This is a genomic window from Lentisphaera araneosa HTCC2155, from assembly GCF_000170755.1.
In the GTDB taxonomy this organism is placed as follows: Bacteria; Verrucomicrobiota; Lentisphaeria; order Lentisphaerales; family Lentisphaeraceae; genus Lentisphaera; species Lentisphaera araneosa.
The window spans coordinates 113,543-137,184 of sequence record NZ_ABCK01000011.1 but is presented as its reverse complement, the minus strand read 5'-3'; the positions used below and the strand labels follow the sequence as shown (position 1 = coordinate 137,184).

The 23,642-nt window shown below is 40.8% G+C and carries 24 protein-coding genes and 4 tRNA genes; 5 read left to right on the top strand and 23 right to left on the bottom strand.

Annotated features, from left to right (window positions below; translation table 11 throughout):
• Positions 1–38: 38 nt before the first annotated feature.
• From LNTAR_RS12675 to LNTAR_RS12615, 13 genes are all read right to left on the bottom strand, one after another.
• Entirely contained in the window at positions 39–1,946 is a 1,908-nt protein-coding gene (locus tag LNTAR_RS12675; protein ID WP_007279109.1) for a TonB-dependent receptor plug domain-containing protein, read from the bottom strand.
• A gap of 139 nt (positions 1,947–2,085) precedes the next feature.
• The gene (locus LNTAR_RS12670) at positions 2,086–3,993 is read right to left on the bottom strand and encodes a TonB-dependent receptor plug domain-containing protein (protein WP_007279108.1); all 1,908 of its coding nucleotides are present in this window, start codon (positions 3,991–3,993) and stop codon (positions 2,086–2,088) included.
• A 184-nt stretch (positions 3,994–4,177) separates the two neighbouring features.
• Positions 4,178–4,250, bottom strand: a tRNA-Thr gene (locus LNTAR_RS12665).
• A gap of 146 nt (positions 4,251–4,396) precedes the next feature.
• Positions 4,397–4,469: transfer RNA gene (locus LNTAR_RS12660), tRNA-Thr, on the bottom strand.
• A 44-nt stretch (positions 4,470–4,513) separates the two neighbouring features.
• A complete protein-coding gene (locus LNTAR_RS12655) occupies positions 4,514–4,933 on the bottom strand; it encodes a Minf_1886 family protein (protein ID WP_007279107.1) in 420 nt (139 codons plus the stop codon).
• On the bottom strand, positions 4,933–5,349 hold the full coding sequence (locus tag LNTAR_RS12650; protein ID WP_007279106.1) for an HIT family protein: 417 nt from the start codon (positions 5,347–5,349) through the stop codon (positions 4,933–4,935). Before LNTAR_RS12650 ends, LNTAR_RS12655 begins: the two co-directional genes overlap by 1 nt.
• Positions 5,350–5,428: 79 nt before the next feature.
• Positions 5,429–5,761: a hypothetical protein gene (locus tag LNTAR_RS26655; RefSeq protein ID WP_162026394.1), complete on the bottom strand. Its 333-nt coding sequence runs from the start codon at positions 5,759–5,761 to the stop codon at positions 5,429–5,431.
• An 88-nt stretch (positions 5,762–5,849) separates the two neighbouring features.
• Positions 5,850–5,923: transfer RNA gene (locus tag LNTAR_RS12640), tRNA-Pro, on the bottom strand.
• 66 nt (positions 5,924–5,989) lie between these two features.
• A tRNA-Pro gene (locus LNTAR_RS12635) sits at positions 5,990–6,063 on the bottom strand.
• A gap of 198 nt (positions 6,064–6,261) precedes the next feature.
• Positions 6,262–7,302: a transporter gene (locus LNTAR_RS12630; RefSeq protein WP_007279104.1), complete on the bottom strand. Its 1,041-nt coding sequence runs from the start codon at positions 7,300–7,302 to the stop codon at positions 6,262–6,264.
• A 145-nt stretch (positions 7,303–7,447) separates the two neighbouring features.
• On the bottom strand, positions 7,448–7,939 hold the full coding sequence (locus tag LNTAR_RS12625; protein ID WP_040914846.1) for a hypothetical protein: 492 nt from the start codon (positions 7,937–7,939) through the stop codon (positions 7,448–7,450).
• A 60-nt stretch (positions 7,940–7,999) separates the two neighbouring features.
• Complete coding sequence (locus LNTAR_RS12620) at positions 8,000–8,644, bottom strand: nitroreductase (RefSeq protein WP_007279102.1); 645 nt, start codon at positions 8,642–8,644, stop codon at positions 8,000–8,002.
• Positions 8,645–8,959, bottom strand: coding sequence for a TFIIB-type zinc ribbon-containing protein (locus LNTAR_RS12615; protein ID WP_007279101.1), 315 nt, complete (start codon positions 8,957–8,959; stop codon positions 8,645–8,647). It lies immediately after the preceding gene.
• A 106-nt stretch (positions 8,960–9,065) separates the two neighbouring features.
• On the opposite strand from LNTAR_RS12615, the gene LNTAR_RS25725 reads away from it, so the two are divergent.
• Positions 9,066–10,133, top strand: coding sequence for a serine/threonine-protein kinase (locus LNTAR_RS25725; RefSeq protein ID WP_007279100.1), 1,068 nt, complete (start codon positions 9,066–9,068; stop codon positions 10,131–10,133).
• Here LNTAR_RS25725 and LNTAR_RS12605 read toward each other — a convergent pair.
• Both LNTAR_RS12605 and larB read right to left on the bottom strand, forming a co-directional pair.
• Positions 10,110–11,381 (bottom strand): bifunctional folylpolyglutamate synthase/dihydrofolate synthase, encoded by a 1,272-nt coding sequence (locus LNTAR_RS12605; RefSeq protein WP_007279099.1) that lies wholly within the window; start codon positions 11,379–11,381, stop codon positions 10,110–10,112. The two genes, LNTAR_RS25725 and LNTAR_RS12605, sit on opposite strands and share 24 nt — an antisense overlap.
• Positions 11,378–12,136, bottom strand: a complete 759-nt coding sequence (larB, locus tag LNTAR_RS12600) for a nickel pincer cofactor biosynthesis protein LarB (protein WP_007279098.1) — start codon at positions 12,134–12,136, stop codon at positions 11,378–11,380. Before larB ends, LNTAR_RS12605 begins: the two co-directional genes overlap by 4 nt.
• Positions 12,137–12,242: 106 nt before the next feature.
• Between larB and LNTAR_RS12595 the strand changes: the two genes are divergently transcribed.
• Together LNTAR_RS12595 and fbaA are read left to right on the top strand one after the other, a co-directional pair.
• Positions 12,243–13,571 (top strand): tetratricopeptide repeat protein, encoded by a 1,329-nt coding sequence (locus LNTAR_RS12595; protein ID WP_083800033.1) that lies wholly within the window; start codon positions 12,243–12,245, stop codon positions 13,569–13,571.
• A 148-nt stretch (positions 13,572–13,719) separates the two neighbouring features.
• Positions 13,720–14,799 carry a class II fructose-bisphosphate aldolase gene (gene fbaA / locus LNTAR_RS12590; protein ID WP_007279096.1) on the top strand — a complete coding sequence of 360 codons (1,080 nt, stop codon included), beginning with the start codon at positions 13,720–13,722 and terminating at the stop codon, positions 14,797–14,799.
• Between the two features lie 105 nt (positions 14,800–14,904).
• Here fbaA and LNTAR_RS12585 read toward each other — a convergent pair whose 3' ends face one another.
• Positions 14,905–15,420, bottom strand: coding sequence for a DUF1016 N-terminal domain-containing protein (locus LNTAR_RS12585; protein WP_007279095.1), 516 nt, complete (start codon positions 15,418–15,420; stop codon positions 14,905–14,907).
• A gap of 154 nt (positions 15,421–15,574) precedes the next feature.
• Here LNTAR_RS12585 and LNTAR_RS12580 point away from each other — a divergent pair, with 154 nt between their 5' ends.
• On the top strand, positions 15,575–16,294 hold the full coding sequence (locus LNTAR_RS12580; RefSeq protein ID WP_007279094.1) for a pseudouridine synthase: 720 nt from the start codon (positions 15,575–15,577) through the stop codon (positions 16,292–16,294).
• A gap of 2 nt (positions 16,295–16,296) precedes the next feature.
• On the opposite strand, the gene LNTAR_RS12575 is transcribed toward LNTAR_RS12580, so the two are convergent.
• The 5 genes from LNTAR_RS12575 to LNTAR_RS12555 all read right to left on the bottom strand — a co-directional run bounded on the left by LNTAR_RS12575 (position 16,297) and on the right by LNTAR_RS12555 (position 20,227).
• The gene (locus tag LNTAR_RS12575) at positions 16,297–16,620 is read right to left on the bottom strand and encodes a hypothetical protein (RefSeq protein ID WP_007279093.1); all 324 of its coding nucleotides are present in this window, start codon (positions 16,618–16,620) and stop codon (positions 16,297–16,299) included.
• Positions 16,621–16,623: 3 nt separating this feature from the next.
• On the bottom strand, positions 16,624–17,169 hold the full coding sequence (locus LNTAR_RS12570; protein ID WP_007279092.1) for a glutathione peroxidase: 546 nt from the start codon (positions 17,167–17,169) through the stop codon (positions 16,624–16,626).
• 100 nt (positions 17,170–17,269) lie between these two features.
• Complete coding sequence (metG, locus tag LNTAR_RS12565; protein ID WP_007279091.1) at positions 17,270–19,408, bottom strand: methionine--tRNA ligase; 2,139 nt, start codon at positions 19,406–19,408, stop codon at positions 17,270–17,272.
• An 81-nt stretch (positions 19,409–19,489) separates the two neighbouring features.
• A complete protein-coding gene (gene rpsU / locus LNTAR_RS12560; protein WP_007279090.1) occupies positions 19,490–19,684 on the bottom strand; it encodes a 30S ribosomal protein S21 in 195 nt (64 codons plus the stop codon).
• A 183-nt stretch (positions 19,685–19,867) separates the two neighbouring features.
• Positions 19,868–20,227 carry a hypothetical protein gene (locus tag LNTAR_RS12555; protein ID WP_007279089.1) on the bottom strand — a complete coding sequence of 120 codons (360 nt, stop codon included), beginning with the start codon at positions 20,225–20,227 and terminating at the stop codon, positions 19,868–19,870.
• A gap of 144 nt (positions 20,228–20,371) precedes the next feature.
• Between LNTAR_RS12555 and LNTAR_RS12550 the strand changes: the two genes are divergently transcribed.
• Positions 20,372–21,253, top strand: coding sequence for a universal stress protein (locus tag LNTAR_RS12550; protein WP_007279088.1), 882 nt, complete (start codon positions 20,372–20,374; stop codon positions 21,251–21,253).
• A gap of 42 nt (positions 21,254–21,295) precedes the next feature.
• Here the strand turns inward: LNTAR_RS12550 and LNTAR_RS12545 are convergent, their stop codons facing one another.
• Complete coding sequence (locus LNTAR_RS12545) at positions 21,296–22,264, bottom strand: LamG domain-containing protein (protein WP_007279087.1); 969 nt, start codon at positions 22,262–22,264, stop codon at positions 21,296–21,298.
• A gap of 339 nt (positions 22,265–22,603) precedes the next feature.
• Complete coding sequence (gene queA, locus LNTAR_RS12540) at positions 22,604–23,641, bottom strand: tRNA preQ1(34) S-adenosylmethionine ribosyltransferase-isomerase QueA (protein WP_007279086.1); 1,038 nt, start codon at positions 23,639–23,641, stop codon at positions 22,604–22,606.
• Between the last annotated feature and the right edge of the window lies 1 nt (position 23,642).

Sequence of the window (23,642 nt, the reverse complement as noted above, 5' to 3'; positions counted from 1 at the left end):
GGAGCCGTAGGGGGAAAAGAGTATATGTCAGAGGAATCTTAGAATTTGTAATTCAGACCTACATAGAAAGTGCGTGGTGTCTCGGCATAGTAAAGTGTTTCACGCGTTGAATGATCCCAGAGATTTTGTCCAATGATGTAAACTTCGAGGTCTTCGCGAGGTGACCAAGAGAGGCGAGAATCAAGTTTGATAAAGGACGGTGTACCATCCTGAGGATCATAGTTGTAGCTGGGGTTTTTTGAGTCTTGATAGTAAACCATGACATCCCATTTTATATCTTCAGTAACACTATAGAATGAGTAGAATGAGGCTTTGTTTTTAGCCGCCGCTTTTTCGACAGGTAAGGTGTCAGCAGTGCCGTCTTTATAATCAAAATCAGCATCGAAGTAAGTGTAGGAGAGTTTGAGTTGCCAATCATGAGTCACGAAATAGTTTGATGAAATTTCTATGCCGTAACTTTCAGCATTTAGATCGTTGACGATGATGTCAGGTCCAGGGTTTGTTTCAGTTATGACGAGGTCGCTGTAGTCATTATAAAAAATTGTCGTATCGAATGAGAGTTTTTCATTGACTAAGATACGGTGACCCAATTCGTAAGTTGTGACATTTTCTGAATCGACGTCGTTGTTGCCGACTGCGGCGCCAAAAAAGATGTCTGAGCCGTGTTCATAACGCGAAGGAGTTCTTACCGCACGACTCACTGCAGCCCAATAAGTGTTTTTCCGATCTGGAGTAAAAGCGACACGAGCAGAAGGTTGATATTCATAATCAGTGTAATCATTTTTTTCAAATTTGGAGCCCAAGGTTAAGGTCCAGCGATCGGGCTGTAGTGCTATTTTGTCTTGAACGAATAGGGTGTAGTTGGCGATGGTTTCATCTGAAGGTTGAAAATCTAATTGGCTGGTGCCATCTTTGAGTTTTGACCTGTAGGTACGAACTCCTGCACCAATTGTGACTTCATGCCGATCCCAAGGGGAAAAGTGATAATCCGATTCTAAGTTAAAACTATGAACTGTAGAATCAAGGGTTACATCCTGTTCGATATTTTGATAATCATAATAAAAAAGTGTACTCCAGTGCTCTTTGGAGTTGAATTGGCGTTTATGATTGAGTGTAAAATTATAACCTTTTGTATCGCCATCTTCATAGAAGTTATTTATGACCAGAGCATTGTATTGTTTGAAATCGGATTGATAGATATCTGAACTCAATGTTAAGGTGTCTTTTGCAGTGACGTCATAATCTAAGCGAAACCCGCCTTGTAAGTAATCCCAGCGATCATCTTCGTGTGTATTTTTAAGATTGACTCCGGGTTCGAGTTCGTTGTTCTGTTGGAATTGACCATAGATGCGCAGATGAAGTTTGTCATCTTTGTCGAGTGTTTCTCCGTAGCGTAGGTAGTAGGATTCGTTATATTCACCATAGTCGAGCTTAGCTAAGCCACCCTTAGTGTCTTTAGCGGATTTTGTTGTGATGCTAATGACGCCATTTACTGCATTGGACCCCCAGACAGTTGCGCCTGGTCCACGGATAACTTCGATTTGTGCAATGTCAGCTACTGGGTAGTTGGTGTACTCCCAATAGGTGCCAGAGAAAACAGGTGAGTATACACTTCGGCCATCAATGACGACGAGGAGCTTATTTGAGTAAAGGTTGTCGAAGCCTCTAACGCTGACTTCCCAAGTGTTGTTAGTTCGTCTTGAAACTTGAACACCAGGAGTGCCCCTTAGTGCTTCAGCTAGATTGAGTGCACCTTTTCGTGCGATTTCTTCTTCGGTGATGACGTAGATGGCTGACGCTGCAGTAAAAGAGCTTTCTTCAGATTTAGAAACAGAAGTCACTTCAATATTCATCAGAGCTTCGAGGTCAAAGTCCTCGACATCATCTTGAGCTGAAATACTTAGGCTTGTGCTTGCAATGAGAAGTAATGTATATAGCGAACGCACTTAGTTGACCCTGGTTACAATTGTTTCCCTTAAGTATATTCTACTTAAGAGTTCTTTTTATTGGAATAGGTAAGGGCGTGAAAAATAGGCTTATGGCTGCGTTTTAATCTATATTTAATATTTAAAGGTTAAATCTTACTTAAAAGCGGTAGTTTAAACCCATTAAAAAAGTACGTGGGTTTTCTAAGTAATATACTGTTTCTGATGTAGAACTATCCCAGAGGTTTTGACCCATAAGGTAGACCTCGAGTTTTGGGCTACAGGTCCAGGTTACTTTACTGTCTAGTTTAATGAACGGTGAGTTGCTTGGGGTGTTGGTTGAGTTTAAGCTAGGGTTTTTTGAGTCTTGGTAATAGGCAGTTACATCCCATTGAAGGGCATTTGTGAGTTTGTAAAATGAGTAGGCAGACGCTTGGTGTTGAGCAGTGACATTTTCCGAGGCGAGGAAATCGGAGGTGCCATCCTGTTGATCAAGGTCAAAATCAAAATAACTATAGGAAAGCTTGAGTTGCCAGTCAGTGGTAACTAAATAATTAGAAGAGACTTCAAATCCGTAGCTTTCAGCTGTCGAAGCATTTATGATAGGGTCATTGCCTGCTTCGACTTTGCTAGTGATTAAGTCTGAGTAATCGTTATAAAATACGGTAAAATCAAAAGAGAGTTTTTCTGTGGCAAGAACTCTGTAGCCTGCTTCGTAGGTTTCTACTGTTTCCGAATCTACGTCATGGTTGCCTATTGCGGAGCCAAAGAAAAGATTGGAGTTGTGCTCATAACGGTTAGGCGTTCGAACCGCTCTCGAAGCGGCGAGCCACAAAGTGTTTTTACGGTTTGGAGTAAAGGCAAGGCGCGCGGTAGGTTGGTATTCAAAGCCGCTGTAATCGTGTTCTTCAAATTTTGAGCCTAAGGTGAGTGTCCAACGGTCGGGTTGAAGAGTGATTTTATCTTGAATGAAAAAACTATAGTTTTGAGTTGTTTCATTCTCTGGGTACATACGAAGTTGGCCACTGGGATCCTTGACTTGAGATCGGTAGATTCGCGTGCCAGCACCGACAGTTATGTTATGATTTTTGATTGGACTGAAGTGATAATCAAATTCAAAATTCCAGCTTTGTACATAGGTGTTGGTTGTGAGGTCTTGGTTGAAATCGTAAAAGTCGTAATAGATTAGTGAGTGGAACTTCTCATCGGAGGTAATCTGCTTGGTGTAATCTAAGCTGAGGTTATAGCCTGTAGCATCACTGTCTTCATAAAAGCCATTATTGTTTATGGCATTATATGTTACTTGATCAACGGAATAGGCGTCGGCAGAAACCCGTAGGGCATCTTTACTTGTGATATCGTAGTCTAAGCGGAAGCCGCCTTGTAGGTGATCCCAGTCATCGTTTTGTTGTGAGTTTTTTGTCTGTTGACCAGGATTCAAGGTATCATACTTCTGGAGTTGAGCGTAGGCACGTAGGTTCAGTGTTTTTTCTTCGTTTAAACTCTCGCCTATTCTCAAGTAAGCTTGTTGAAAATCCTCGCCGTATTCTAGTTTACTAAAGCCGCCTATCGTATCTTTAGTGTGCTTGCTAGTGATGTTGATGACGCCGTTGACGGCGTTTGAACCCCAGATTGAGGCGCCTGGGCCTCTAATAACTTCGATTCGCTCAATGTCAGAGACAGGGTAATTGGTGAAGTTCCAGTAAGTACCTGAAAAAATAGGTGTATAGACTGTTCGGCCATCAATGAGTATAAGGAGTTTGTTGGAGTAGAGGTTGTCAAAACCTCGAATACTCACTTCCCAGGAATTATTAGTTCTTCGGGAAACTTGAACGCCGGGAACACCTCTTAAGGCTTCAGCTAAATTTTGGGCGCCTTTATTTTTGATTTCTTCTTCGGTAATGACGTAGATGGCAGATGCTGCGGTAAAGGAGCTTTCTTCGTTTTTGGAAATACTGGTGACTTCGATATTCATTAAGTCTTCTAGGCTAAGTTCAGAATCTAATGCATAAGCATTAAGCCAGGTACTTAGAGCTAGTAAGCTTAATATGATTCTAAAGCTCTTCAAAAGTTTTGGACTCCTATGTCTTCAATATTTATAAACTAGTCCCTTGGAGTCCTAATTCTCTAGCGATTTTGGGTGTTTTTCCATGTCTTCATTTAAAATTAACACAAGATCAAGATAATAGTAATTCACGGGGTGTTTTTATGGGAAATAAAAAAGCACTTACGTTTCCGTAAGTGCTTTAGAGAGCCAGCAGTCGGACTCAAACCGACGACCTGCTGATTACAAGTCAGCTGCTCTATCAACTGAGCTATGCTGGCGATGGGTAGATAATAAACCGGAAACATTTTTCTGCCAGTCAGAATAGCCAAAAAATGACGTCATTTAAAATTTATTTAGAATCAACTTAATGGGGGTGTTTTATGGGAAATAAAAAAGCACTTACGTTTCCGTAAGTGCTTTAGAGAGCCAGCAGTCGGACTCAAACCGACGACCTGCTGATTACAAGTCAGCTGCTCTATCAACTGAGCTATGCTGGCGACGGGTAGATAATAAACCGAAAACATTTTTCTGCCAGTTAGATTTAGCGAAAAAATTGAAAATTATCTACTTTTTTTGTTTTTGGCCATAAATGGGGCTCAGGGAGCGATTTTTCAGGGAATTTTGTACATAAACTTTGATTGAGGGTTCTGTTTTCTAGTTCAAAGCGCTCGATGCCGGTGATGATTTTTCTTTCGATGAGTAGGTTGATGACTTGGATTAAATCTGAAATTTTGTGAAAATTCAATCCATTTAGGGTATGAAGGGCTAGGGGACCGTATTCATTTAAGGCATGGAGGCACAGAGAGTGGATTAAGTCTTGGGCTGATGAATCGGTAGTTTGCTGTGGAGCGGCGCTGTTAAAGAAATCTACCCCTCTACAAATGAAGGCCAGAGCCTCGATAGACCATTCGGGATGGTCGTGATTTAAGGTGTTTAAAAAAAGTGAATAATCAGGATCCATTAAGAGATTTTATTTTTAATAAATTCAATAAGTTCTTTTCTGTTTTCTTCACTAGCAGGCTTTTGCATTCTCCAATTTAAATGAAAGCCGTCAGTTCCAACACGAGGGATAATGTGTAGGGCTGCGTGGAGTGAATCCTGTCCTGCGCACTCTCCATGATTGTACTGGATGTTAAAGCCGTCATAGTTTTTAGTCTTTAAAATGGCTACAGCAATTTTGCGTGCTAGGCAGTGTAGTTTAGAGTAGGTTTCATCCTCTAGGAGAGTTAGACTAGTGCAGTGTGCTGATGCAGTGAGGATGATGTGTCCATGATTGATGGGGGTGGGGTGTAAAAAAGCGCAGAAAGTGTCGTCTTGATAGACGATGTCGGCGTGTTCTCGATGTTCTGATATTTTACAGTAAATGCAGTTGTCCATAAAAGGTGGTCCTTAATTTTTAAAGACTATAAATGGAGATAAGAATTTGTCAGTATTGTATGGAGAATAATTTACTGAATTAGAGCAAGATTGCGTCGTGAATTTTTTCTGTTAACTCAGAAAAATTAAAGTTTACCTTTCTAGATATGTGGAAGGTTTTTGAGACGACTGAGGGCTCGAGATCTTCGTCACCAGAAGTGATGAGGATGATAGGGGCTTTTTTGATGTTGTGTGAGCGGAAGGCATATTCGTATGTTTTAAAGAACTCATCATAGTCTTGCAGCTCGTTAATTATACAGGCATGTATTATGCCTATTTCGTCTTCATTTAAAGAGGAAAACTCGTCTTCGCTCGAAATAGTTAAAACTTCATAGCCACAGTTGCTGATCATTCTACTGAAAAACTCGCTCATTTGCGGGTCGCTCTCTATGAGTAAAATTGCAGGAAATGTGGATTTGTATAAGCTCATATAATTTCGTTTAAAGTTAAAACTAAAAGAGTCGGAGCGGCGGGATTCGAACTCGCGACTTCTTGGACCCAAACCAAGCGCGCTACCAGACTGCGCTACGCTCCGATGTAAAAAATTTAGTTCCTGGAAAACTAAACATAAAGCTTATTTCGTGTTAAAGAAATAAAAATGTCGGAGCGGCGGGATTCGAACTCGCGACTTCTTGGACCCAAACCAAGCGCGCTACCAGACTGCGCTACGCTCCGAAACGACGCCAAAGTAATTCTGTACTTGTTTTCTGCAAGTTGATTCTTAATAAAAAATGAAAAAAAGAATGACTCAATTTTAATATAGAAAAAAATGGAAAAATTGAGGCCTTCTAAGGTTCTTTTACATCCTATTTATTACGATAGTTTTGTGCACTTTCACTCGCTAGGTTTAACTGAGTGAAAGTGCGTGTTGAGTTAGAAACTATAAAGGAAATTAATATTCACTGTATAGTCTGTTTCGAGGTTGGGGCCATCAATTTCTTGATAGAAAGGCATTCCAGCTTCAAACTGAACTTTACTTTTGGCGCAAGTTTTCCAAGTAAAGCCACCGAATAGTGATGAGTTTTTGCCGCCGCGTAAATCTGCATCGGCCACTGGATTCATTCCACCCATGGGTTCGAGTTTGTCATCTGTCCCGTGGTAGTCTTCCCATGCATTGAATTCAATACGTGAATTGAGGGCAAAGACGGGGTTTAAGGCATGTGAAGCCCAGATGTTGTAAGTTAGTTTATCGCCTCGACGGTAACCTTCACTATTTTTATCTGTATGGATAGTAGCTTCCAGTTTTGTTCCCCAAGACCAATTTTTGTGAAATTGATTATATACAATAGAGGGGGTGAAATCCCAAGTACCTGAACCAATCTGCATGGGATAGCCTAAACGCATGTCATCGCGCATGGGCGTATTAGACTCTTCGTCAAAGTTAGCAGTAGGAAGGTTGAGTGTTAATCCTAAGAGGACTTGCTCATTGCCGTCGTCATAAGCTCTGTAGATACTTCCAACTTTAATATCACCCAAACCTTCATTGCGAGTCTTGAATTTAGTGTCTGTAGTTGTTCCCATCATAGTCATACGGCGATTGAGATTCATGCTGTAGCGAACCCATGGAACCATGAGAGTTAAAGTCCAGTCGTCATTGAGGCCATACATGACGTCGAGCATATGCATTTGCATTTTCATGTCTCTTGGGAGGACCATGTAGTCCTTGTGTGCTTTACTATTAGAGACTCGATTAGTGCCGTCCCGTAAGCCGTCCATTTCCATGAACATTGAGCGAGTGCCGACCATCCATTCACCTTCTTTGTGGACATGAGCGCCCATGATACCTGCTGGTGCAAAGTGAGCAATGCTGTGTGAGTCATTGCAGGAGCATGATGTATCGTGTGTAGAGTGTTCTGTGTTTTGTGCGAAGAGGCTCAATGAGCCAAGCGTAAGTGTAGCTAATGTTTTTTTCATTATAAATCTTTTTTTATACGTATAGATACAAGCTCACCAAATTCCTTGGAAAGCTCTTGAATATATTTGAAGGTAATTGTCGCGATTAATTATTTCGGGCGACAGGTCTTTTATGGAGTTTTTGATGAAAAACTCCTCTTGTATCTTACGCTATGGGGACCTTGCCTAAACGTATTAGGTTGGGTTTTGATTTTGCTAGTAATTTTGCGGGGCTTTTATGGTAAGCGATCTCTTTATAGAAAGTGTGAATTCTAATGTCAAAATTTAGATGACGGTCAAGTATTTCGTAGAGGCCATTTGTCGCTCCTCCACAGCCTACTTTGTCCAAATTATTTTTTTCTTGTTCGGAGTCGGAGTCGGGCTTTTCTTTTTTACTTGAGCAACAAGATTCTTCTTCGCTGGGGCCACAGGAGCTTGAGTCGCTTGTTGCATCGGTATCATCAATGCCAAAGCAGGCGCAGCCAGGAAGTTCCTGTCCTGCTAGGTCGCAGGCGCAGCCGTGGCCACTACATTTGTAAGGGAGGAAAGGGATTATTAAAGATGAAACGATGGAACTCCTTGCCCCACTCATGTTGAGTAGGTAGAGCAGCATCATAGAGATGCAAAGGACTTTAATAAAAAGTTGCGGGAATCTCATTGTAAATTTTTTTGTTAGTATTTAGGGAGGATAATGCCCTTGGATACAAAATCTACAAGCTTAACTAAACCAATTGGTGATTTCCTTAGGAGCTAATTTTTCCGTGCAGAATTGGTTGACGTGTGCGTCTTTGTCTTCATATCCTAAAGAAAGTCCAAAAAGAGGACTGAGTTCTTGTGGCATTTTAATGTGTTTGTTGACAATGTCAGGGAAAGAAGAGAGCGAAGCTTGGGGACAAGATGCGAGGCCTTGTTGTTCTAAGCTATGCATGAGTCGCTCTAGGAAAATGCCCATGTCAATCAAACAGTGCTGGGGGAGTGAGAGGTCGTAGTAAAAAAAGATCACTGTTGAGGCACCAAAAAAACGGTAGTTTTCGCACCAGTGTTCCATGCGAGCGACCTTGTCGTGGCGTTCAATTCCTTTGTGTTGGAATAGGGAGTAACCACATTGACGAGCGCGATCCATATAGAGGTCAGGGATGGGGTTTTCTTTGCTTTCACCTAATTCGGCAGCAGGTTTTTGCCCGGAATAAACTGCCTCGATGAGTTCTTTTGAGAGAGTTTGTAGTATAGATCCTTGGCAAATGGCGATTCGCCAAGGTTGCATGTTTTTTGAAGATGCTGCATGCCGCGCATAGTCAATGGCTTTCTCTATTTGCTCTTTGGAGACAAGTCGATCAGTGAATGCGCGGACAGAGTGTCTCATTTAGAATTTGAGGAAACCAGCAATTTTATCAAACATGTCATGGGATTCGAGTGACTTGGCCGCAATTTCGAATTCACCTTTGTCGAAGTACATTCCACCACATGAGTTGCAGATGTCAATTTTGACTGTTTCCATTTCTTGTTCTTCCATTTGGCTGCCACATTTTGGGCAACGCATCCAGTGAATTTCTTTTTCATGTTCATGTTGTTGAGCAGCTCTTTGTTGATCTCTTTCAGAGCGACGTTCTGCTTCTTTTTTCTGGATGTAGGCATCCTCGTTGCTGTAGCCTTGTTTGGAGAGAAAGTTATCAGACATTTGTTAAATCCTTTATGTTAGTATTGAAGTTGTCTTACACCCTGTTAAAATATACACTATTAAATAGATTTAAAGTAATAGATTTTAATAAAGTAAGCATAAATATATGGACGAAAGTAACTCCCGATCTCATACAGAAGAAATCCCTGAATTTGTAGGGCCATACAAGATAGAAGGGCCTTTAGGGGTTGGAGGAATGGGTCGAGTCTATTCAGCCAGGCATAAAGTACTTAATATTCCTGTCGCTATTAAAGTTTTTTTTCGCGATGTCAATGAAAAACCTGCATCTGCGAAGCGTTTTATCCAAGAGGCGCGTTTGGCGGCCTCAATTGAGCATATTAACCTAGTTCGAGTTATGGAGTGTGGCAACGACCAAGATGATCACCCCTATTACGTTATGGAAAAAATGAGCTCGAGTATATTGCTTGAGATGAAAAAAAATGGGAATTATTCTGAACGAGAAGCCATTGATATTGGTGAGTCAGTTGCTCGAGGTATGAGTGTCGCTCATCATCACAGTATTATTCATAGAGACCTTAAGCCAGATAATATTATGGTTTCAGTAGATGGCCTTTATAAGGTAGGTGACTTGGGCTTAGCGAAATTACAAGATATTGAGAATACTTCACCTGGGCTCACAATGACAAAAACGGGCTTGGGAACACCGCACTTCATGTCTCCGGAGCAAGCTTTGGACGCAGCTCATGCAGATGCTCGAGCGGATATTTTTTCTTTGGGCGCCAGTTTATATTTCATGGTGACAGGTAAGAAACCCTTTGAAGATGAAGGGGTTCAAGCCATTATCAACGAAAATTATGAAAAGGGTGGGCCCGATCCTGGTGGTCTTAATTCAGATTTGAGCGCAGGCTTTTGTCAATTAGTGAAGAAATGCATGGCTTATAAACCTGAAGAGCGTTATCAGACAATGGAAAATGTTCATCAGGAGCTTATTGATTTGCGACACCGTTTTCACGATTCAGTTAAGCCTATTCATTTTGATACCTGCTTTGATTTAGCAGGGACAAAAAAAGAAGAGATCGAGCGCTTAATGGAGCAACACGCTAAAGCTGCTTCTGACAAACCTAAAAAAGAGCCAGTCAATAAGCTTTATATCGTTATTATTGTGGCCTTATTAATTCTTTTATTATTTTTACTCAAGTATATCGCACTTTAGAGCGCTGTCAGGCGCGAGCTTACTAAGAACTTCACCAGACAAATAAAGTGATCCTGTGATTAATACGGGGCCAGATATTTGCTTTAGGGTTTCCTCCCAACTTGAAGATGACTCACATGAGCAAGATAAAACTGTATTTGCGCTTATCGCTAAGTCTTGGGCTTTGATAGCGCGCGGGATTTTTATTGGGACCGCAATGAACTTGGTGCAGATTGGTACGAGTTTTTCAAGAGTAGGTATAATTTCTTTATCTTCCATCATGCCACAAATGACAGTGAATTTTTTATTTGGAAAACACGAGCTGAGTTTCTCCATGGCAGCTGGATTATGAGCGCCATCAACGTAGATGTCGTTGGGGAGCTTTTGGATGCGGCCTGGCCAGTGAGCGTATTGTAGCCCGCGAGCGGCAATTTGAGCGGATTCAAGTAAACCTTGATCTTCTAAGACTTCGAGAGCTTTGATTGCGAGAGATGAGTTGGAGACTTGATGTTCTCCGAGAAGGCGAAGCTTGTAATTGATTTCCTGTTTTCCTTGATACAAGATGTCGTCATCCACTTGTGCGCTGGTGAAGTCACTATCAATGAAATATTGAGTTGAGTTATTTGCGCTTTCTGCAAAAAGTTTTCTGAGTTCAGGTTTGCGTTCTCCGCAAATCAAAGGGACTTGATCTTTGATAATGCCGGCTTTTTCTTTGGCGACTTCTTCTAGAGTGTCTCCTAAGTAAGATCCGTGATCCATGGCGATGTTAGTAATGATTGTCAGTAGAGGGTTGGCAATATTGGTGGCGTCGAGTCTACCGCCCATACCTGTCTCCCAAATGACAACTTCACACTTTTCTTCTTTAAAAATAAGCAGTGCGGCGGCAGTGAGGACTTCAAAGTAAGTCGGTTTTACTCCAGTGCGTTCCACGAGTTCGTCTTCAATGGCAATAATTTTTTGCATGGCATCGAGGTAAATTGACTCATTGATCGGTGAGCCATTAATTCTCCATCGTTCTAGAAAGTTGACGAGAAATGGGGAAGAATAGAAGCCCGTTTTTAAGCCAGCATATTTACAGGCCGTTGCGATCATCGCACAAGTGGAGCCTTTGCCATTGGTTCCCGCGACATGAACGAACTTAAGTGAAGAGGCTGGATCCCCTAGAAGTTGGTTAAGTTGGATCATATTTTCTAAGCCTAGTTTAATACCAAAGACGAGAAGTGAGTCGAGGTATTTTTCGGCGTCAGAAAATGTTATTTTTGTACTCATTTACTCTCAAAGGTTTTGATCATTCGCAATGCAGCGTAGGCCGCGCCAAATCCATTGTCAATATTGACGACGCTGAGGCCTGAAGCACAGGAGCTCAGCATAGCCATCATGGTTGTGACTCCTTCCATATTAGCGCCATAGCCAACGCTTGTGGGGATGGCAATAATTGGTGCAGTGGTAAGTCCGCCTATGACACTGGGCAGTGCACCTTCCATTCCGGCGGCAATAATGATGCAGTCAGCTTGGGAGATTTCTTCTCTGTAAGTTAGGAGACGGTGTAGGCCGGCGACGCCTAAGTCTTGTATAAGATTGGTATTGAGACCAAAAGCTTTGGCGCAGTAATGAGCTTCCTTAACGACTGATTCATCGCTTGTTCCAGCACTGATGATGAGAAGTTTAGAGTTGAATTTTTGCTCAAATTCTCCAATGAAAGTCACTTGGGAAATAGGGCAGTAAAAGGCATCGGGGTAATGCTTCAGTAGCAGTTTTGATTTCTCTGAGTCAACACGACTAATGAGGACAGAGGGCTTGATTTTGAGGATTTCTTGTGCTGCATAAAGAATTCTTTGGCCGCTTTTGTGAAGGCCATAGATGACCTCTTGGTAGCCACATCTTTCTTCTCGGTGATGATCGATGAAGGTGGCGGGATCAGCATTGATAAAGGAGCGTTCTAGCTCGAGAAGGATCTTATCTTCGCTAATCCCTTTGTCTTTGAGCTGATTCAGTAAGCTTTCGAGTGACTTTTTCTGATTCATGCGTTTTAACCTATGGTTTAGAATTTTATTTTATCGCAAAAAGTAATTCCTAGAGTATTATATGCGAAGTTAAAATGACTAAATCTATGAAATTAAGAGGTCCTAAATGTTTACAAGTTTAAGAATCGTATTGATGATTCTCTTTTTAAGTAATTTAGCAGTTTATGCGCAAACTCAAAGGGATTTGGATCTCAATCCAATTGATGGTGGCAAAGCTGCTGACCCAATTCTCGATGAAGAGTTGAAAAAAGATGAACGTGAAAAAGTTCAGAAACAGCGTTTGGAAAAGTTAGAAAATGCAGCTCAAGCAGGGAGTAAATCCGCTATTCTTGAGTTGGGTAATAATTACTTTTACGGTCGCTTAGGCCTTGAGAAAGATACATCTATGGCGGCTCAGTGGTGGCGTCGTGGTGCAGATAAGAATCATCGTCAATGTATGTATAACTTGGCCAACCTTTATATAAGGGGTGACGGCGTTGAAAAAAGTGAAGACGAAGCGTTGAAATATTATACGAAGGCTGCGGACTTTGGTTTATCACAAGCAAATATTAATGCGGCCTTACTTCTAGACAGACGAGAAGAATACGAAAAAGCTATTCGTTACTTTCAAGAGGCCTCATTAATTAAAGATTACCGTGCGATCAGCCGTCTAGCTGAATACTATGAAAGAGGTTTAGGCGGACCAAAGCGCGTACTAGATGCTATCAACCTCTACCGTGAAAGCGCTCAAAAAGGCAATGCAGAAGCTCAGTTGAAGATGGCTGAATTTTCTAATAATCGCGAATATCCATCAGTTTATGATCCTAAAGAAGCTTTGAAATGGTTGATGTTGTCAGCAGATAATGGCAATCCTGTATCAGAAGCGCGTGTTGCGTATTGCTATCAAAATGGTATTGGCGTGCGTAAGGATAACGAAATCGCCGTGAACTGGTTCCTGCGCGCTGCCAATAAAAATTATCCGCCAGCACAAGTAGCACTTGGGAATTGTTATTCAGTGGGTTCAGGTGTGTCTTCTGATTTAGAGATAGCTTATTCTTGGTATGAGAAAGCGGCTCGATTGGGTAATCCAAGTGGCTTGTATAATGCAGGTGTTTGCCATTTAAGAGGTATCGGTACCAAAGTCAATGTTGAGCGTGGTCTCGATTATTACCAGAGATCAGCTGAACAAGGCTACGCCCAAGCACTTTACGTATTGGGGTACATGTACGAGGTCGGCGAAGATGTCAAACAAGATATTAGTAAAGCAATTATTAATTATCAGAAAGCTGCGGTGCAAAACCACTCAGGTGCACTTTATGAACTCGGACGTATTTACCTCGATGGGAAGTTTATGAAAGTGAATCGTGACCAAGCGGAACTCATGTTGAAGAAATCTGCAGAGATGGGCAATCGAGAAGCTTTTGTGCTTTATCAGAAAAACTTTATGAAAAAATAGAGATCCCTTTTAATCCCATAAACATAAGTTTAAGTGTGTGACACACTTGGTGGATCATCAAGCTTGTCAATTCTTGATTAGTTGATAGTTTACGGGGATTTTTAACATTCTCAAGAAATACATAATAAACAAATAAGGTAAACAAAAAATGGCTAAAGTCTTTGATTTCGTAAAACCTGGTGTTGCTACTGGTGACGACTTAAATAAAATTTTCGAAGTATGTAAAGAGCAAAAAGCAGCTCTTCCTGCAGTAAACTGCGTTGGTACTGAGTCTGTAAATGGTGTACTCGAAGCAGCTGCAAAAGTTGGTTCCCCTGTAATCATTCAGTTCTCTAACGGTGGCGGTACTTTCTACGCTGGTAAAGGTCTTAAACTCGAAGGTCAACAAGCTCAAGTTATCGGTACTGTTGCTGGTGCTAAGCACGTTCACGAAGTAGCAGAAGCTTACGGCGTACCTGTTATTCTTCACACTGACCACGCAGCAAAGAAACTTCTTCCTTGGATCGACGGTCTCCTCGACGCATCTGAAAAGCATTTTGCTGAAACTGGTAAGCCTCTCTTTTCTTCGCACATGATTGACCTTTCTGAAGAGTCTCTTGAAGAAAACCTTTCAATCTGTGAAAAATACCACGCACGTATGTCTAAAATGGGTATGACTCTCGAGATCGAACTCGGTTGTACTGGTGGTGAAGAAGATGGTGTTGATAACACTGATATGGATGAGTCTAAGCTTTATACTCAGCCTTCAGAAGTAGCAGAAGCTTACGAGCGTCTCATGAAAATCAGCCCTAACTTCACAATCGCTGCATCTTTCGGTAACGTACACGGTGTTTATAAGCCAGGTAACGTAAAGCTTACTCCTACAATCCTCCGCGATTCACAGGCTTACATTAAAGAAAAATTCAATACTGAATCTGATAACCCAGTTAACTTCGTATTCCACGGTGGTTCAGGTTCTAGCCCTGAAGAAATTTCAGAGTCAATCTCTTACGGTGTTATCAAAATGAACATCGATACAGATACTCAGTGGGCAACTTGGGAAGGCGTAATGAACTTCTACAAAGAAAAAGAAGCCTACCTCCAAGGTCAAATCGGTAACCCTGATGGTGACGACAAGCCTAACAAAAAGTTCTACGATCCTCGCGTATGGTTACGTAAAGGTCAAGAAACTTTCGTAGCTCGTGTAGAGCAGGCTTTCGGTGACCTTAACGGTAAAGGCCTTAACTAATTTAGTTAAGCGCTTTTAAGCCCCACGCTCATTGAGTGTGGGGCTTTTTTGTTTCAATTAAAGTTAAGTTCGCTATTATTTAGTTTGGAGCCTAATGAATAAGATTTATTTATATTCGCTTTCAAAGAGTTGGTCTTTTATCGCCTTAGTGAGTTCCTCGCAAGTCCATTGATCAGTAAAACATTTTTCGCTGTAAAAAACTCTGTGTAGGTCGTCGTCTAAAGCACTGATGAGCAAGAAGTGTTCAAGCTTAAGTTGTTCGCTTAAGCGAGAAACGATTTGGATGTCGGGGAAAGTTTCAGCAAAACGAACATAATCCAAAGTGTTGTCAGGTGTCACTTTTCCCTTAGTGATTTCTTCTAGGTGCTTCATTAATTCCTTGAAGGCTTCTGGTGCTTTAGGTGAACCTTGGATAAAGCCAAGGACTTTGCGAACTTTTTCACCAGTGAACCAAGCCACTTCGACTGATTGGCTATCTGTTTCTTCGTTGTTTACCATAGAGCTGATATCTTCGTAAAGTTGCTCAAGTAATTCAGCCATAGATATTTCACTATTTTCAGATTTCGATTCTTCGCTTTGTGGTTCTTCGAGTCCGCTGAGATTGAAAAGATCTGGGTCCATAATGTGTCCTTGTTATTTTGGGCTGAAAATATGGCAATTTTTTTGACTTACAAGTTCGATATAAAGGGTGGTCAAAGCTTTTATTATTTAAGTCAGAGCTTGCGGAAATCGCAAAAAGGTTTTAAGTGGTGGTGAATTATATAAGGTAGAAATAATGGCAAAAATTAAAGCAAAAATCCGCTTAGATAAAATGATTGCAAAATGCACGGATCTAACGCGATCCGAGGCCACGAGAGCACTGAAGAACGGATTCGTAAAAGTTAACGATATCCCTCAGAAAGTAGGTAAAAGTACAATTGATTTAGCGAATGATGTGGTGACTTTTGATGGCGAAGTTTTAGAATATCGTGAAACGATCTATTTTATGCTAAACAAGCCCAAAGGTTATGTATGTGCGGCTAAAGATGAACGCTTAAAAACAGTATTAGATTTGTTACCCCCTGCCTTAGCGAGTCGCGAACCATTTTCTTGTGGTCGCTTAGATATAGATACAACTGGCTTAGTAATTTTAACGGATGATGGGACTTGGGCTCATGGAATTACGTCCCCAAAAAGAAAATGTGAAAAATCCTATTTAGTTGGTAGTGTTTCTGAATTAAGTGATGAGGATATGAGAAATCTAGAGCAGGGTGTCTACCTAGATGGTGATGATAAAATCACGGCGCCAGCAAAAATTGAAAAAATTGACGAGAAAACCTATAGGCTCAAAATTACTGAAGGACGCTATCATCAGGTGAAGCGGATGTTTGAAGCTGTCGATAATATGGTAAAAAGTCTTCACCGTGAGCAGATAGGTGGGCTATCGTTGGACGATGATTTAGATGAGGGTAATTGGCGCGATTTGACTGCAGAGGAAGTGAAGTTATTTAACTAATCTTATTTTGCGGGGATATCAATATCGACTTCTTCCTCTTCGGTCTGAAATGGTCGTGCTTGCTGTGAGGAAAAGTTCTTAAAAGTTTGAGTCGATTGTTGTGAGGTGGTAAAGCGTGCTTTACTGGTTCGCATCACATTGATGAACTTCCTCTTGGTGATTAAGAGGTAGATGATCAGTGGAACAATGATAATTAAAAATGCGACGGCTCCAAGAATAAGAGCGACAATGGCCAGTAAACTTAGAGCAATAAAGCGCCAAAGGCGCATTAAAAATAAAATGAGACTGGCGAAAAAACCTTGGCCAGATCCAGAGATTTGTTGCATTCCTTAGAAAGTATCCGTAATCGCTTTAGTTAATTTATTGTCTAGGGGTTTAGTTCTAGGGCTAAATCTTTGTATTATTTTACCCTCTTTATTAACTAAGAACTTATCAAAATTCCATTTGATTTTGCCGCCATGTTTGGGGTCAGAAACTAAAAATTTATATATGGGTGCAATGTCATCGCCTTTGACGGAGATCTTCGCCATCATAGGAAAATCAACATTATATTTTGTTGAGCAGAAAGTTTTGATGTCTTCGTTAGTTCCCGGTTCTTGGCCCATGAAGTTGTTAGCGGGGAAGCCAATAATGACAAAGTCTTTGTCTTTATAATTTTCGTAGAGTTTCTGTAGGTCAGTGTATTGCTTCGTTAAACCACATTTACTTGCGACATTGACGACTAGGACTGTTTTGCCTTTAAGTGTTTCAAGTTTGAACTCTTTACCATCAATGTCTTTAACAATAAATTCGTGAAGTGATTTTTCTTTCACGTCATACTGAGGATTAGAGCAAGCGGTAAAAATCATTGTAAACAAGCTAAGTATCTTTTTCATCACATTTCCTTTTTTATTGATTCAGCATAAGATATGCCGTTTTTTCAAGAGCGCAATTTTAGGTAGAAAAACTAATGCTTTCTACCTAATTAAACCAAGTTTATGCGAGCTTGCCATTGAGGGTTTTAGTGGTGCGAAGTTCATTTCCTTCTGCATAGAGAGCTTCGCCATCAGTAACGGCGAGACCATCTTTTACTCTTAGGCTCACTTCTTTGAATTCATCAATAGTGATCTCTGCTTTATCTTGCAATTGATCATCTTTGCGAATAACGCAAGTGCCAGGTGCAATATTGCCAGCATCGAGAACTTCAAGTTTTTTCTTTTTAGCCACAGATAAAACCATTCCTTCAGATGCCACTCCACGCAATTCAGCAGGTGCTAAATTACTTACCACGACAACATGCTTATCAATGAGGCTGTCTTTCTCAATTTGCTTTGCTAAGCCAGAACATATAGTTCGGGGCTTATCTTCACCAAGATCAACTTGAAGTACATAGAGATGGTCGGCTTCAGGGTGGATTTCGAGTGATGTGATTTTGCCGACGCGCAAATCAAGTTTTTCAAAAGCATCAGTTTCACCAGAAAATTTACTGCGTAATTTTTCGACTCGACTCGTGTCCAATTTAGGAAAAAGAATACTTGGCTTTGTGACTTCTTGGTCTACTAAACTGGAGAAGTCACCCAATTGATTCCATTTTAAATCTTTTAGACCAATGAAACTTTGAATTTTATTGGCGGTGTTAGGCATAGCTGGAGAAAGAAGTATAGAAATATCTCGAACTAAATGAACGAGGATATTGATGGCACTGCGAACTTCTTCGTCTTTGCCTTCTTTAATTTTTACCCAAGGTTCTTCATCTTGGAAGAACTTGTTCCCTAGTTTACCAAGAATGAGAGTAAGACGAATAGCTTCGCGGAAAGAACAGGCTTCGTATGCTTGAGTAATTTCTTTGATTAGTTCTTGAGCTTTGTTCTTGAACTCTGTTTGCGTTTCTGTAGCTTCGCAGAGCTCAATGGGACCAGAGAAGTTTTTGTTAGCATAAACGAGTGAACGGTTGACTAAGTTGCCGATGTTATCTAGGAATTCATTATTGACTTTATCGAAAAACTCTTGCCAAGTAAAAGCTGAGTCTTGTTTTTCAGGACGAATGGCGAGTAGGTAGAAGCGCCAGAGGTCAACGTCAATCCCAGATTCAATAACATCGGAGCCAAATACACCAATGTTTCTCGACTTAGAAAATTTAGTATCTTCGTAATTGAGGTACTCTGTTGAGGCTAGGTGATGGCACATGGTCCATTTGTCGCCCGACGCAATTTGAGTCGCAGGGAAAATAACGGAGTGAAAAGGGATGTTATCCTTTGCCATGAATTGAAAGAGTTGAGTGTTGTCGGGGTCATGCCACCAGTATTTCCAAGTATCAGGGAAAGCACCTCGTGTAATTGAAACGTAGCCAATTGGAGCATCGAACCAGACGTAGAAAACTTTGTCAGTAAACCCTTCGTAAGGAACTGGAACACCCCATTTTAAGTCGCGAGTAATTGCACGTGATTCAAGCCCGCGCTTCATCCATGAACGTGTGGTGGTGTCTGCGTTGTTGGGCCAATGACCCGCTTCTATAGAATGGTTTTGCCAAGCTTCCAAATCAGAGCTTAATTCAGGGAGTTTGAGGTGAAGGTGTTTTGTCTTCCTTAGAACGGGGGTGCTTTTGTCAACACTGCACTTAGGGTCAATGAGTTCGGTAGGGGTCAGTAATGCCCCACAACCATCGCATTGGTCACCCCTGGCATCGTCGTAACCGCACTTGGGGCATGTACCGTTGATAAGGCGATCTGCGAGAAACTTATTCATACTCTCGCTGTAGAACTGTTCGTTCTCAACTACCTTAAAATGATCTTCCTTGGCAACTTGTTCGAAGATTTCTTGTACAGTCTGTGTGTGGATATCAGTCGAAGTACGACCAAAAGCATCAAAGCATATATTGAAATGGTCATAGATTTTCTTATGAATGACGTGGTACTTATCACAAATTTCTCTGGGGCTTAAGCCTTCTTGAGCAGCTTTAGTCTCTGTGGCAGTGCCGTATTCATCGGTTCCACATATATATAAAGTTTCGTAATCACATGAACGGGAGAAGCGTGCAAAGCAGTCGGCAGAGAGGACGCAGCCGATGAGGTTGCCGAGATGAGGTTCGTTATTGACGTAGGGGAGGGCTGAGGTAATTAAGCGTTTTTTACTCATGGTTTGGTTCTTTTTGAGTCAACATAAACAAAGAAAGCTGGTCATAAAGACCAGCTTGAAAGGGGTAAATCAACGTTTCGCTTAGCGAATGCGATTTTCTTTTCTGATGCGCTTAGCGAGGCTTTTGCCTTCACGTCTTTTGATTTCGCTGGGTTTTTCGTAGCAGCGACGGTTACGCAATTCACGAAGTACGCCTTCGCGGTCCAATTTCTTTTTAAGACGTCTAAGAGCCTTGTCGATTGGCTCGCCTTTTTTTGCACTAACTTCTGATGGCATGTATTTTCCTTAAAGTTTATGTATTTATTACTTAATATTAAAATGTTTATATAAAAAATTGTAGCTTTACTGGCTTTTAAAGGTCGGTACTATAACCTTGTGTATGCTAGCGTCAAGTAGATCCAGTGATAATTAATACTTAAGTCTATTAATTAGCAATAAGTAAGGATGGATAATGTAGGACTATTTGATGGCGCTGCGGTATTTGTTGTCAACGTAGACTTTGCCTTTGTCTATTTTGATAATTCTCGAGCCTTCAATACTACCGAATCTAATTTTGTTAATGCTTAACTCATCCTGATCGATAATGATTTCATTGTCACCAATGCGCCAAATAAATTTATTATCATTGTCTTCAACGCGGTAGCTATTATAAATGGTCTTTGGTTTAAAAGTTAAAACGACGAAGTAGCTTCCCATTTTTCGAGTGCTGTAATCAGGATTGTTTTCATATTCAGTATAGAAAAGGTCTTTGTTGCTAGGCTGAAATAGAGCACAACTTGCGAGGAAGAAAATTGAGAGTATTAAGAGTATGGATCTCATTGAAAGTTAGCCTTGGTTTAGATTAATTAGTTAATCCACTATAGGCTGTGATTTTGAGCAGATCAAGATTTATATTTAGTGGAAATTTCCATTGGAATGAGAAATGTTGTATATTGTATCAAAACTTAATATTGGAGTTTAGTTATGATGCATATAGATAACATAATCACAGGCGTATTCTCTGAACATCATTTTAGTATGGCAGTGAGAGAGTCGCAAAAGTTAGCCAATGTATTTAAAGCCAAAGTTCGTCCAGTACATGTTATTGAAACTTTGGGTTTGAATCCTTTTTACCCTCGAGAAACAGAAGAATCTCGTCTTGAAGCACTGAATAAATTTAAAGCTGATGTTGATCACCTTTATAATAAACATGGAGCCAATCACATTGAGGAGCCTGTTGTTCAGATCGGACGAATCCATAATGAGTTGGTGAATGTTGCCAATGATTATGATAATCCACTTATTGTCGTGGGGAGACATACTGAAGGTGTGATGCATAAGTTTTTGACAACTGAAGCAGAACGAATCATTGCCCATTCTAATACGCCTGTATGGGTTCACCCACATAGAAGTATTAGCCGCTTACCTCAAACAATTGTTTGTGCATTGGATTTTTCAGATAACTGTAAAAGAGCTGCTGAAGTGGCGGTGATGGTCGCACGAACTTGTGCAGCACAGCTTTATTTTGTGCATGTTATACCAGAAAGTGCGGGTTATGTGGAACTTGAGGGACAATTAAATGTCTATTATCCGCAAGAAGATGTGGAACGAGATGAAGTGAAACTGAAAGTGACTAAAGTTATGTCAGAAATGGTCGCATCTTTAGATCTAGAAGGCTTGTGCTACGCTGAGAAGATTTTGTCTGGTGGCGCAGCTGATGGTGTTAAACGCATGTGTGATGAAGTTGATGCCGAACTTTTGGTTATGGGAAGTTCCTCTCATTCTAATATAGAACGTATTTTTATGGGGAGTACTATGCGTTGGCTTTTAAACTCAGTGAGAGAAGATATTTTAGTAGTGCCTTGATGCTAATAAAAAGCCGACGTTTTCTAGCGGCGGCTTTTTTGGTTATTGCATTTTTATGGCAGTGTGAGTTTCTATTGGAAAGGAAAAATTAAATTCACTTTCATTCACGATTTTACCGCCACTAGCTTTAATCATTAGTTCTAAGTTGCTGACTTGGCTTAGATCTGTACCAGCATTAAGGATGAGTTCTGCTCCAACTAGTTTGAATTTGTTTGAGTCTTTACCTAATAATTCGAATTTGGTATCAAAGTTGAAGTTAAGGGCACTGATATTAAGCTCTGCAACTTTAAGGTCTTCTTCAACGATTCCCGCAGGGATACTAGAGCTATTTGAATTGAGCCCTAAAAGAGGAGCGTTCCAATATTCAACATTATCAATTAAACCTTTAAAGTTGGCGGTGCCAACTATGCTTGCCCCAATACTAAGTTTTGATTTTGCCGGTTTATAGCTTGTGTAAGTATCGACTTTTATTTCGCCGTTTTGCCAAATTTGTAAGTGACCATTACCTGGGTTTTGTGGATCTTGAGATTGGGCATTATAGGATACGAGAAATTGTTCCCATTGATTTTCGACAACTTCTGTAATTTGGTGTTTGTTCCAAGTCATGCCTCCGCCTTTCGTCCAGAGTTCCCAGTTGCCGCGAGGGCTTAGGTATAAAGCGAAGCCATCTTTTTCACGTGCATAAAACACAGCACGGTATTTTCCGTCTTTTTTGATGTCTGATTTTGCATGCGCAAGGAAACTAAAGGATTCGCTATTGAAGTCCTCGTGTGGAGTCACAAGAAGCATCGTGTCTTCTGTGCCATTAAATTGTGCAGCGTATTTAGTTTTTTCGTCAAAGCCTTTTTTGCCAAACTTAGCAGCTTCACCAATCATCTTGAGTGGATGTTGACCTGAACTGTAATCATCAAGTTTACGTTTGCTACTATCAAACTTCCAGCTTGCAACTGGGCTTGCAAGAACTTGAATGCTCAAACTCGCAATGAGTAAAGTAATTAGATAGAATTTCATTATTCGTCTCATGTTTGTGATTTGTTATATAAAATGTTATTCGTATATAAATACGAAGCTCAAAAAGTAATCTTTCTCGATAGATCAAGAAATGTTAAATTTTTTTTAATAAATCAAATATTTCTCATAAAATCATCTCTCCTTCTTTCCATTTCCTCTTTAAACCTTTTCTACAGCTAAGTATATCTATGATCTATTATTGATCAAAAAGAGTTTTGTAAGAAAAAAGTAAAAAGATAGTTAAGAATCTGAAGTGTATAAGCAGACAGAGAGCGAACTTACGATTTTTGATGAAAAAAACGTAAGAGATTTAGCTCTAGGGATGATGAGGCTTACTAGTCAAACAATGAGCATGCAGTCGCCGTAACTAAAGAAGCGCATTTTTTCTTCAATCGCCTGTTCGTAGGCTTTTAGGACTTCCTCTCTTGGGAAAAAAGTCGATATGAGCATGAGTAGTGTTGATTTTGGTAAGTGGAAATTAGTTAAAAGGCAGTCAGTGACCTGTGGTTGTTTGGGCGGGTAGAGAAAAATCTGAGTTTTTCCTTGGCCTGAGCTGATAAAGTTTTTTGGATCTGCACAAGTCTCAAGAGTTCTTACTGAAGTGGTACCGATAGCAATAATGCGTCCACCATTCTTTTTCGCTTGGCGGATTTTTTCAGCTGTGACAGAGTTTAACTCGTAAAATTCACTGTGCATCTGGTGCTCAGATAAATCTTCACATGACACAGGCTGAAATGTTCCAATGCCAGTATGTAGTGTAACATCGGCAAAATCAGCTCCGTTTTTTGCGCATTCCGCAAAAACTTCATCAGTGAAGTGAAGTCCAGCGGTAGGAGCTGCGACTGCTCCTGGTTGATCTGCGAATACAGTTTGATAACGCTTACGATCTTCGGCGTCGTCCTCTCTATTCATATAGGGTGGTAGAGGAATATGGCCAAACTGGTCGAGAATATGAAGTACGTCAGGATTGGAGAATTGGATTAGATAGGTGCCATCTGCGAGTTTTTCTGTGACAGTAAAGTATTCAGTTGCCGAGTTTTCTATGAGCACTTCAGTTCCAGCACGTAAACGACGACCTGGCTTAAGCATAGCTTGCCATAGACCTGTTTTGCGCTCTTCGCAAAGTAGAGCTTGAACTTTTCCGCCAGAGTCTTTTTTGGTGCCGAAGAGACGAGCTGGAATAACTTTGGTGTTATTGCGAACGATAAGGTCGCCTGGCTTTAAAAAACTGGGAAAGTTTTCAAAGGGAACAATTTCTCTTGACGATTTTTGTCTATCAATGACCATCATTCGAGATTGTTGGCGTTGCGCAGGAGGGCGCTGAGCAATGAGTTCCTCTGGTAAATTGAAGTTGTAGTCGCTGAGCTGGGTACTCATA

Bases quoted from the DNA above. Each gene is read 5' to 3' on its own strand.
- LNTAR_RS12655 (WP_007279107.1), bottom strand. From the start codon at position 4,933: ATGGATCCTGATTATTCACTTTTTTTAAACACCTTAAATCACGACCAT.
- LNTAR_RS12650 (WP_007279106.1), bottom strand. From the start codon at position 5,349: ATGGACAACTGCATTTACTGTAAAATATCAGAACATCGAGAACACGCC.
- LNTAR_RS26655 (WP_162026394.1), bottom strand. From the start codon at position 5,761: ATGAGCGAGTTTTTCAGTAGAATGATCAGCAACTGTGGCTATGAAGTT.
- LNTAR_RS12630 (WP_007279104.1), bottom strand. From the start codon at position 7,302: ATGAAAAAAACATTAGCTACACTTACGCTTGGCTCATTGAGCCTCTTC.
- LNTAR_RS12625 (WP_040914846.1), bottom strand. From the start codon at position 7,939: ATGAGATTCCCGCAACTTTTTATTAAAGTCCTTTGCATCTCTATGATG.
- LNTAR_RS12620 (WP_007279102.1), bottom strand. From the start codon at position 8,644: ATGAGACACTCTGTCCGCGCATTCACTGATCGACTTGTCTCCAAAGAG.
- LNTAR_RS12615 (WP_007279101.1), bottom strand. From the start codon at position 8,959: ATGTCTGATAACTTTCTCTCCAAACAAGGCTACAGCAACGAGGATGCC.
- LNTAR_RS25725 (WP_007279100.1), top strand. From the start codon at position 9,066: ATGGACGAAAGTAACTCCCGATCTCATACAGAAGAAATCCCTGAATTT.
- LNTAR_RS12605 (WP_007279099.1), bottom strand. From the start codon at position 11,381: ATGAGTACAAAAATAACATTTTCTGACGCCGAAAAATACCTCGACTCA.
- larB (WP_007279098.1), bottom strand. From the start codon at position 12,136: ATGAATCAGAAAAAGTCACTCGAAAGCTTACTGAATCAGCTCAAAGAC.
- LNTAR_RS12595 (WP_083800033.1), top strand. From the start codon at position 12,243: ATGTTTACAAGTTTAAGAATCGTATTGATGATTCTCTTTTTAAGTAAT.
- fbaA (WP_007279096.1), top strand. From the start codon at position 13,720: ATGGCTAAAGTCTTTGATTTCGTAAAACCTGGTGTTGCTACTGGTGAC.
- LNTAR_RS12585 (WP_007279095.1), bottom strand. From the start codon at position 15,420: ATGGACCCAGATCTTTTCAATCTCAGCGGACTCGAAGAACCACAAAGC.
- LNTAR_RS12580 (WP_007279094.1), top strand. From the start codon at position 15,575: ATGGCAAAAATTAAAGCAAAAATCCGCTTAGATAAAATGATTGCAAAA.
- LNTAR_RS12575 (WP_007279093.1), bottom strand. From the start codon at position 16,620: ATGCAACAAATCTCTGGATCTGGCCAAGGTTTTTTCGCCAGTCTCATT.
- LNTAR_RS12570 (WP_007279092.1), bottom strand. From the start codon at position 17,169: ATGAAAAAGATACTTAGCTTGTTTACAATGATTTTTACCGCTTGCTCT.
- metG (WP_007279091.1), bottom strand. From the start codon at position 19,408: ATGAGTAAAAAACGCTTAATTACCTCAGCCCTCCCCTACGTCAATAAC.
- rpsU (WP_007279090.1), bottom strand. From the start codon at position 19,684: ATGCCATCAGAAGTTAGTGCAAAAAAAGGCGAGCCAATCGACAAGGCT.
- LNTAR_RS12555 (WP_007279089.1), bottom strand. From the start codon at position 20,227: ATGAGATCCATACTCTTAATACTCTCAATTTTCTTCCTCGCAAGTTGT.
- LNTAR_RS12550 (WP_007279088.1), top strand. From the start codon at position 20,372: ATGATGCATATAGATAACATAATCACAGGCGTATTCTCTGAACATCAT.
- LNTAR_RS12545 (WP_007279087.1), bottom strand. From the start codon at position 22,264: ATGAAATTCTATCTAATTACTTTACTCATTGCGAGTTTGAGCATTCAA.
- queA (WP_007279086.1), bottom strand. From the start codon at position 23,641: ATGAGTACCCAGCTCAGCGACTACAACTTCAATTTACCAGAGGAACTC.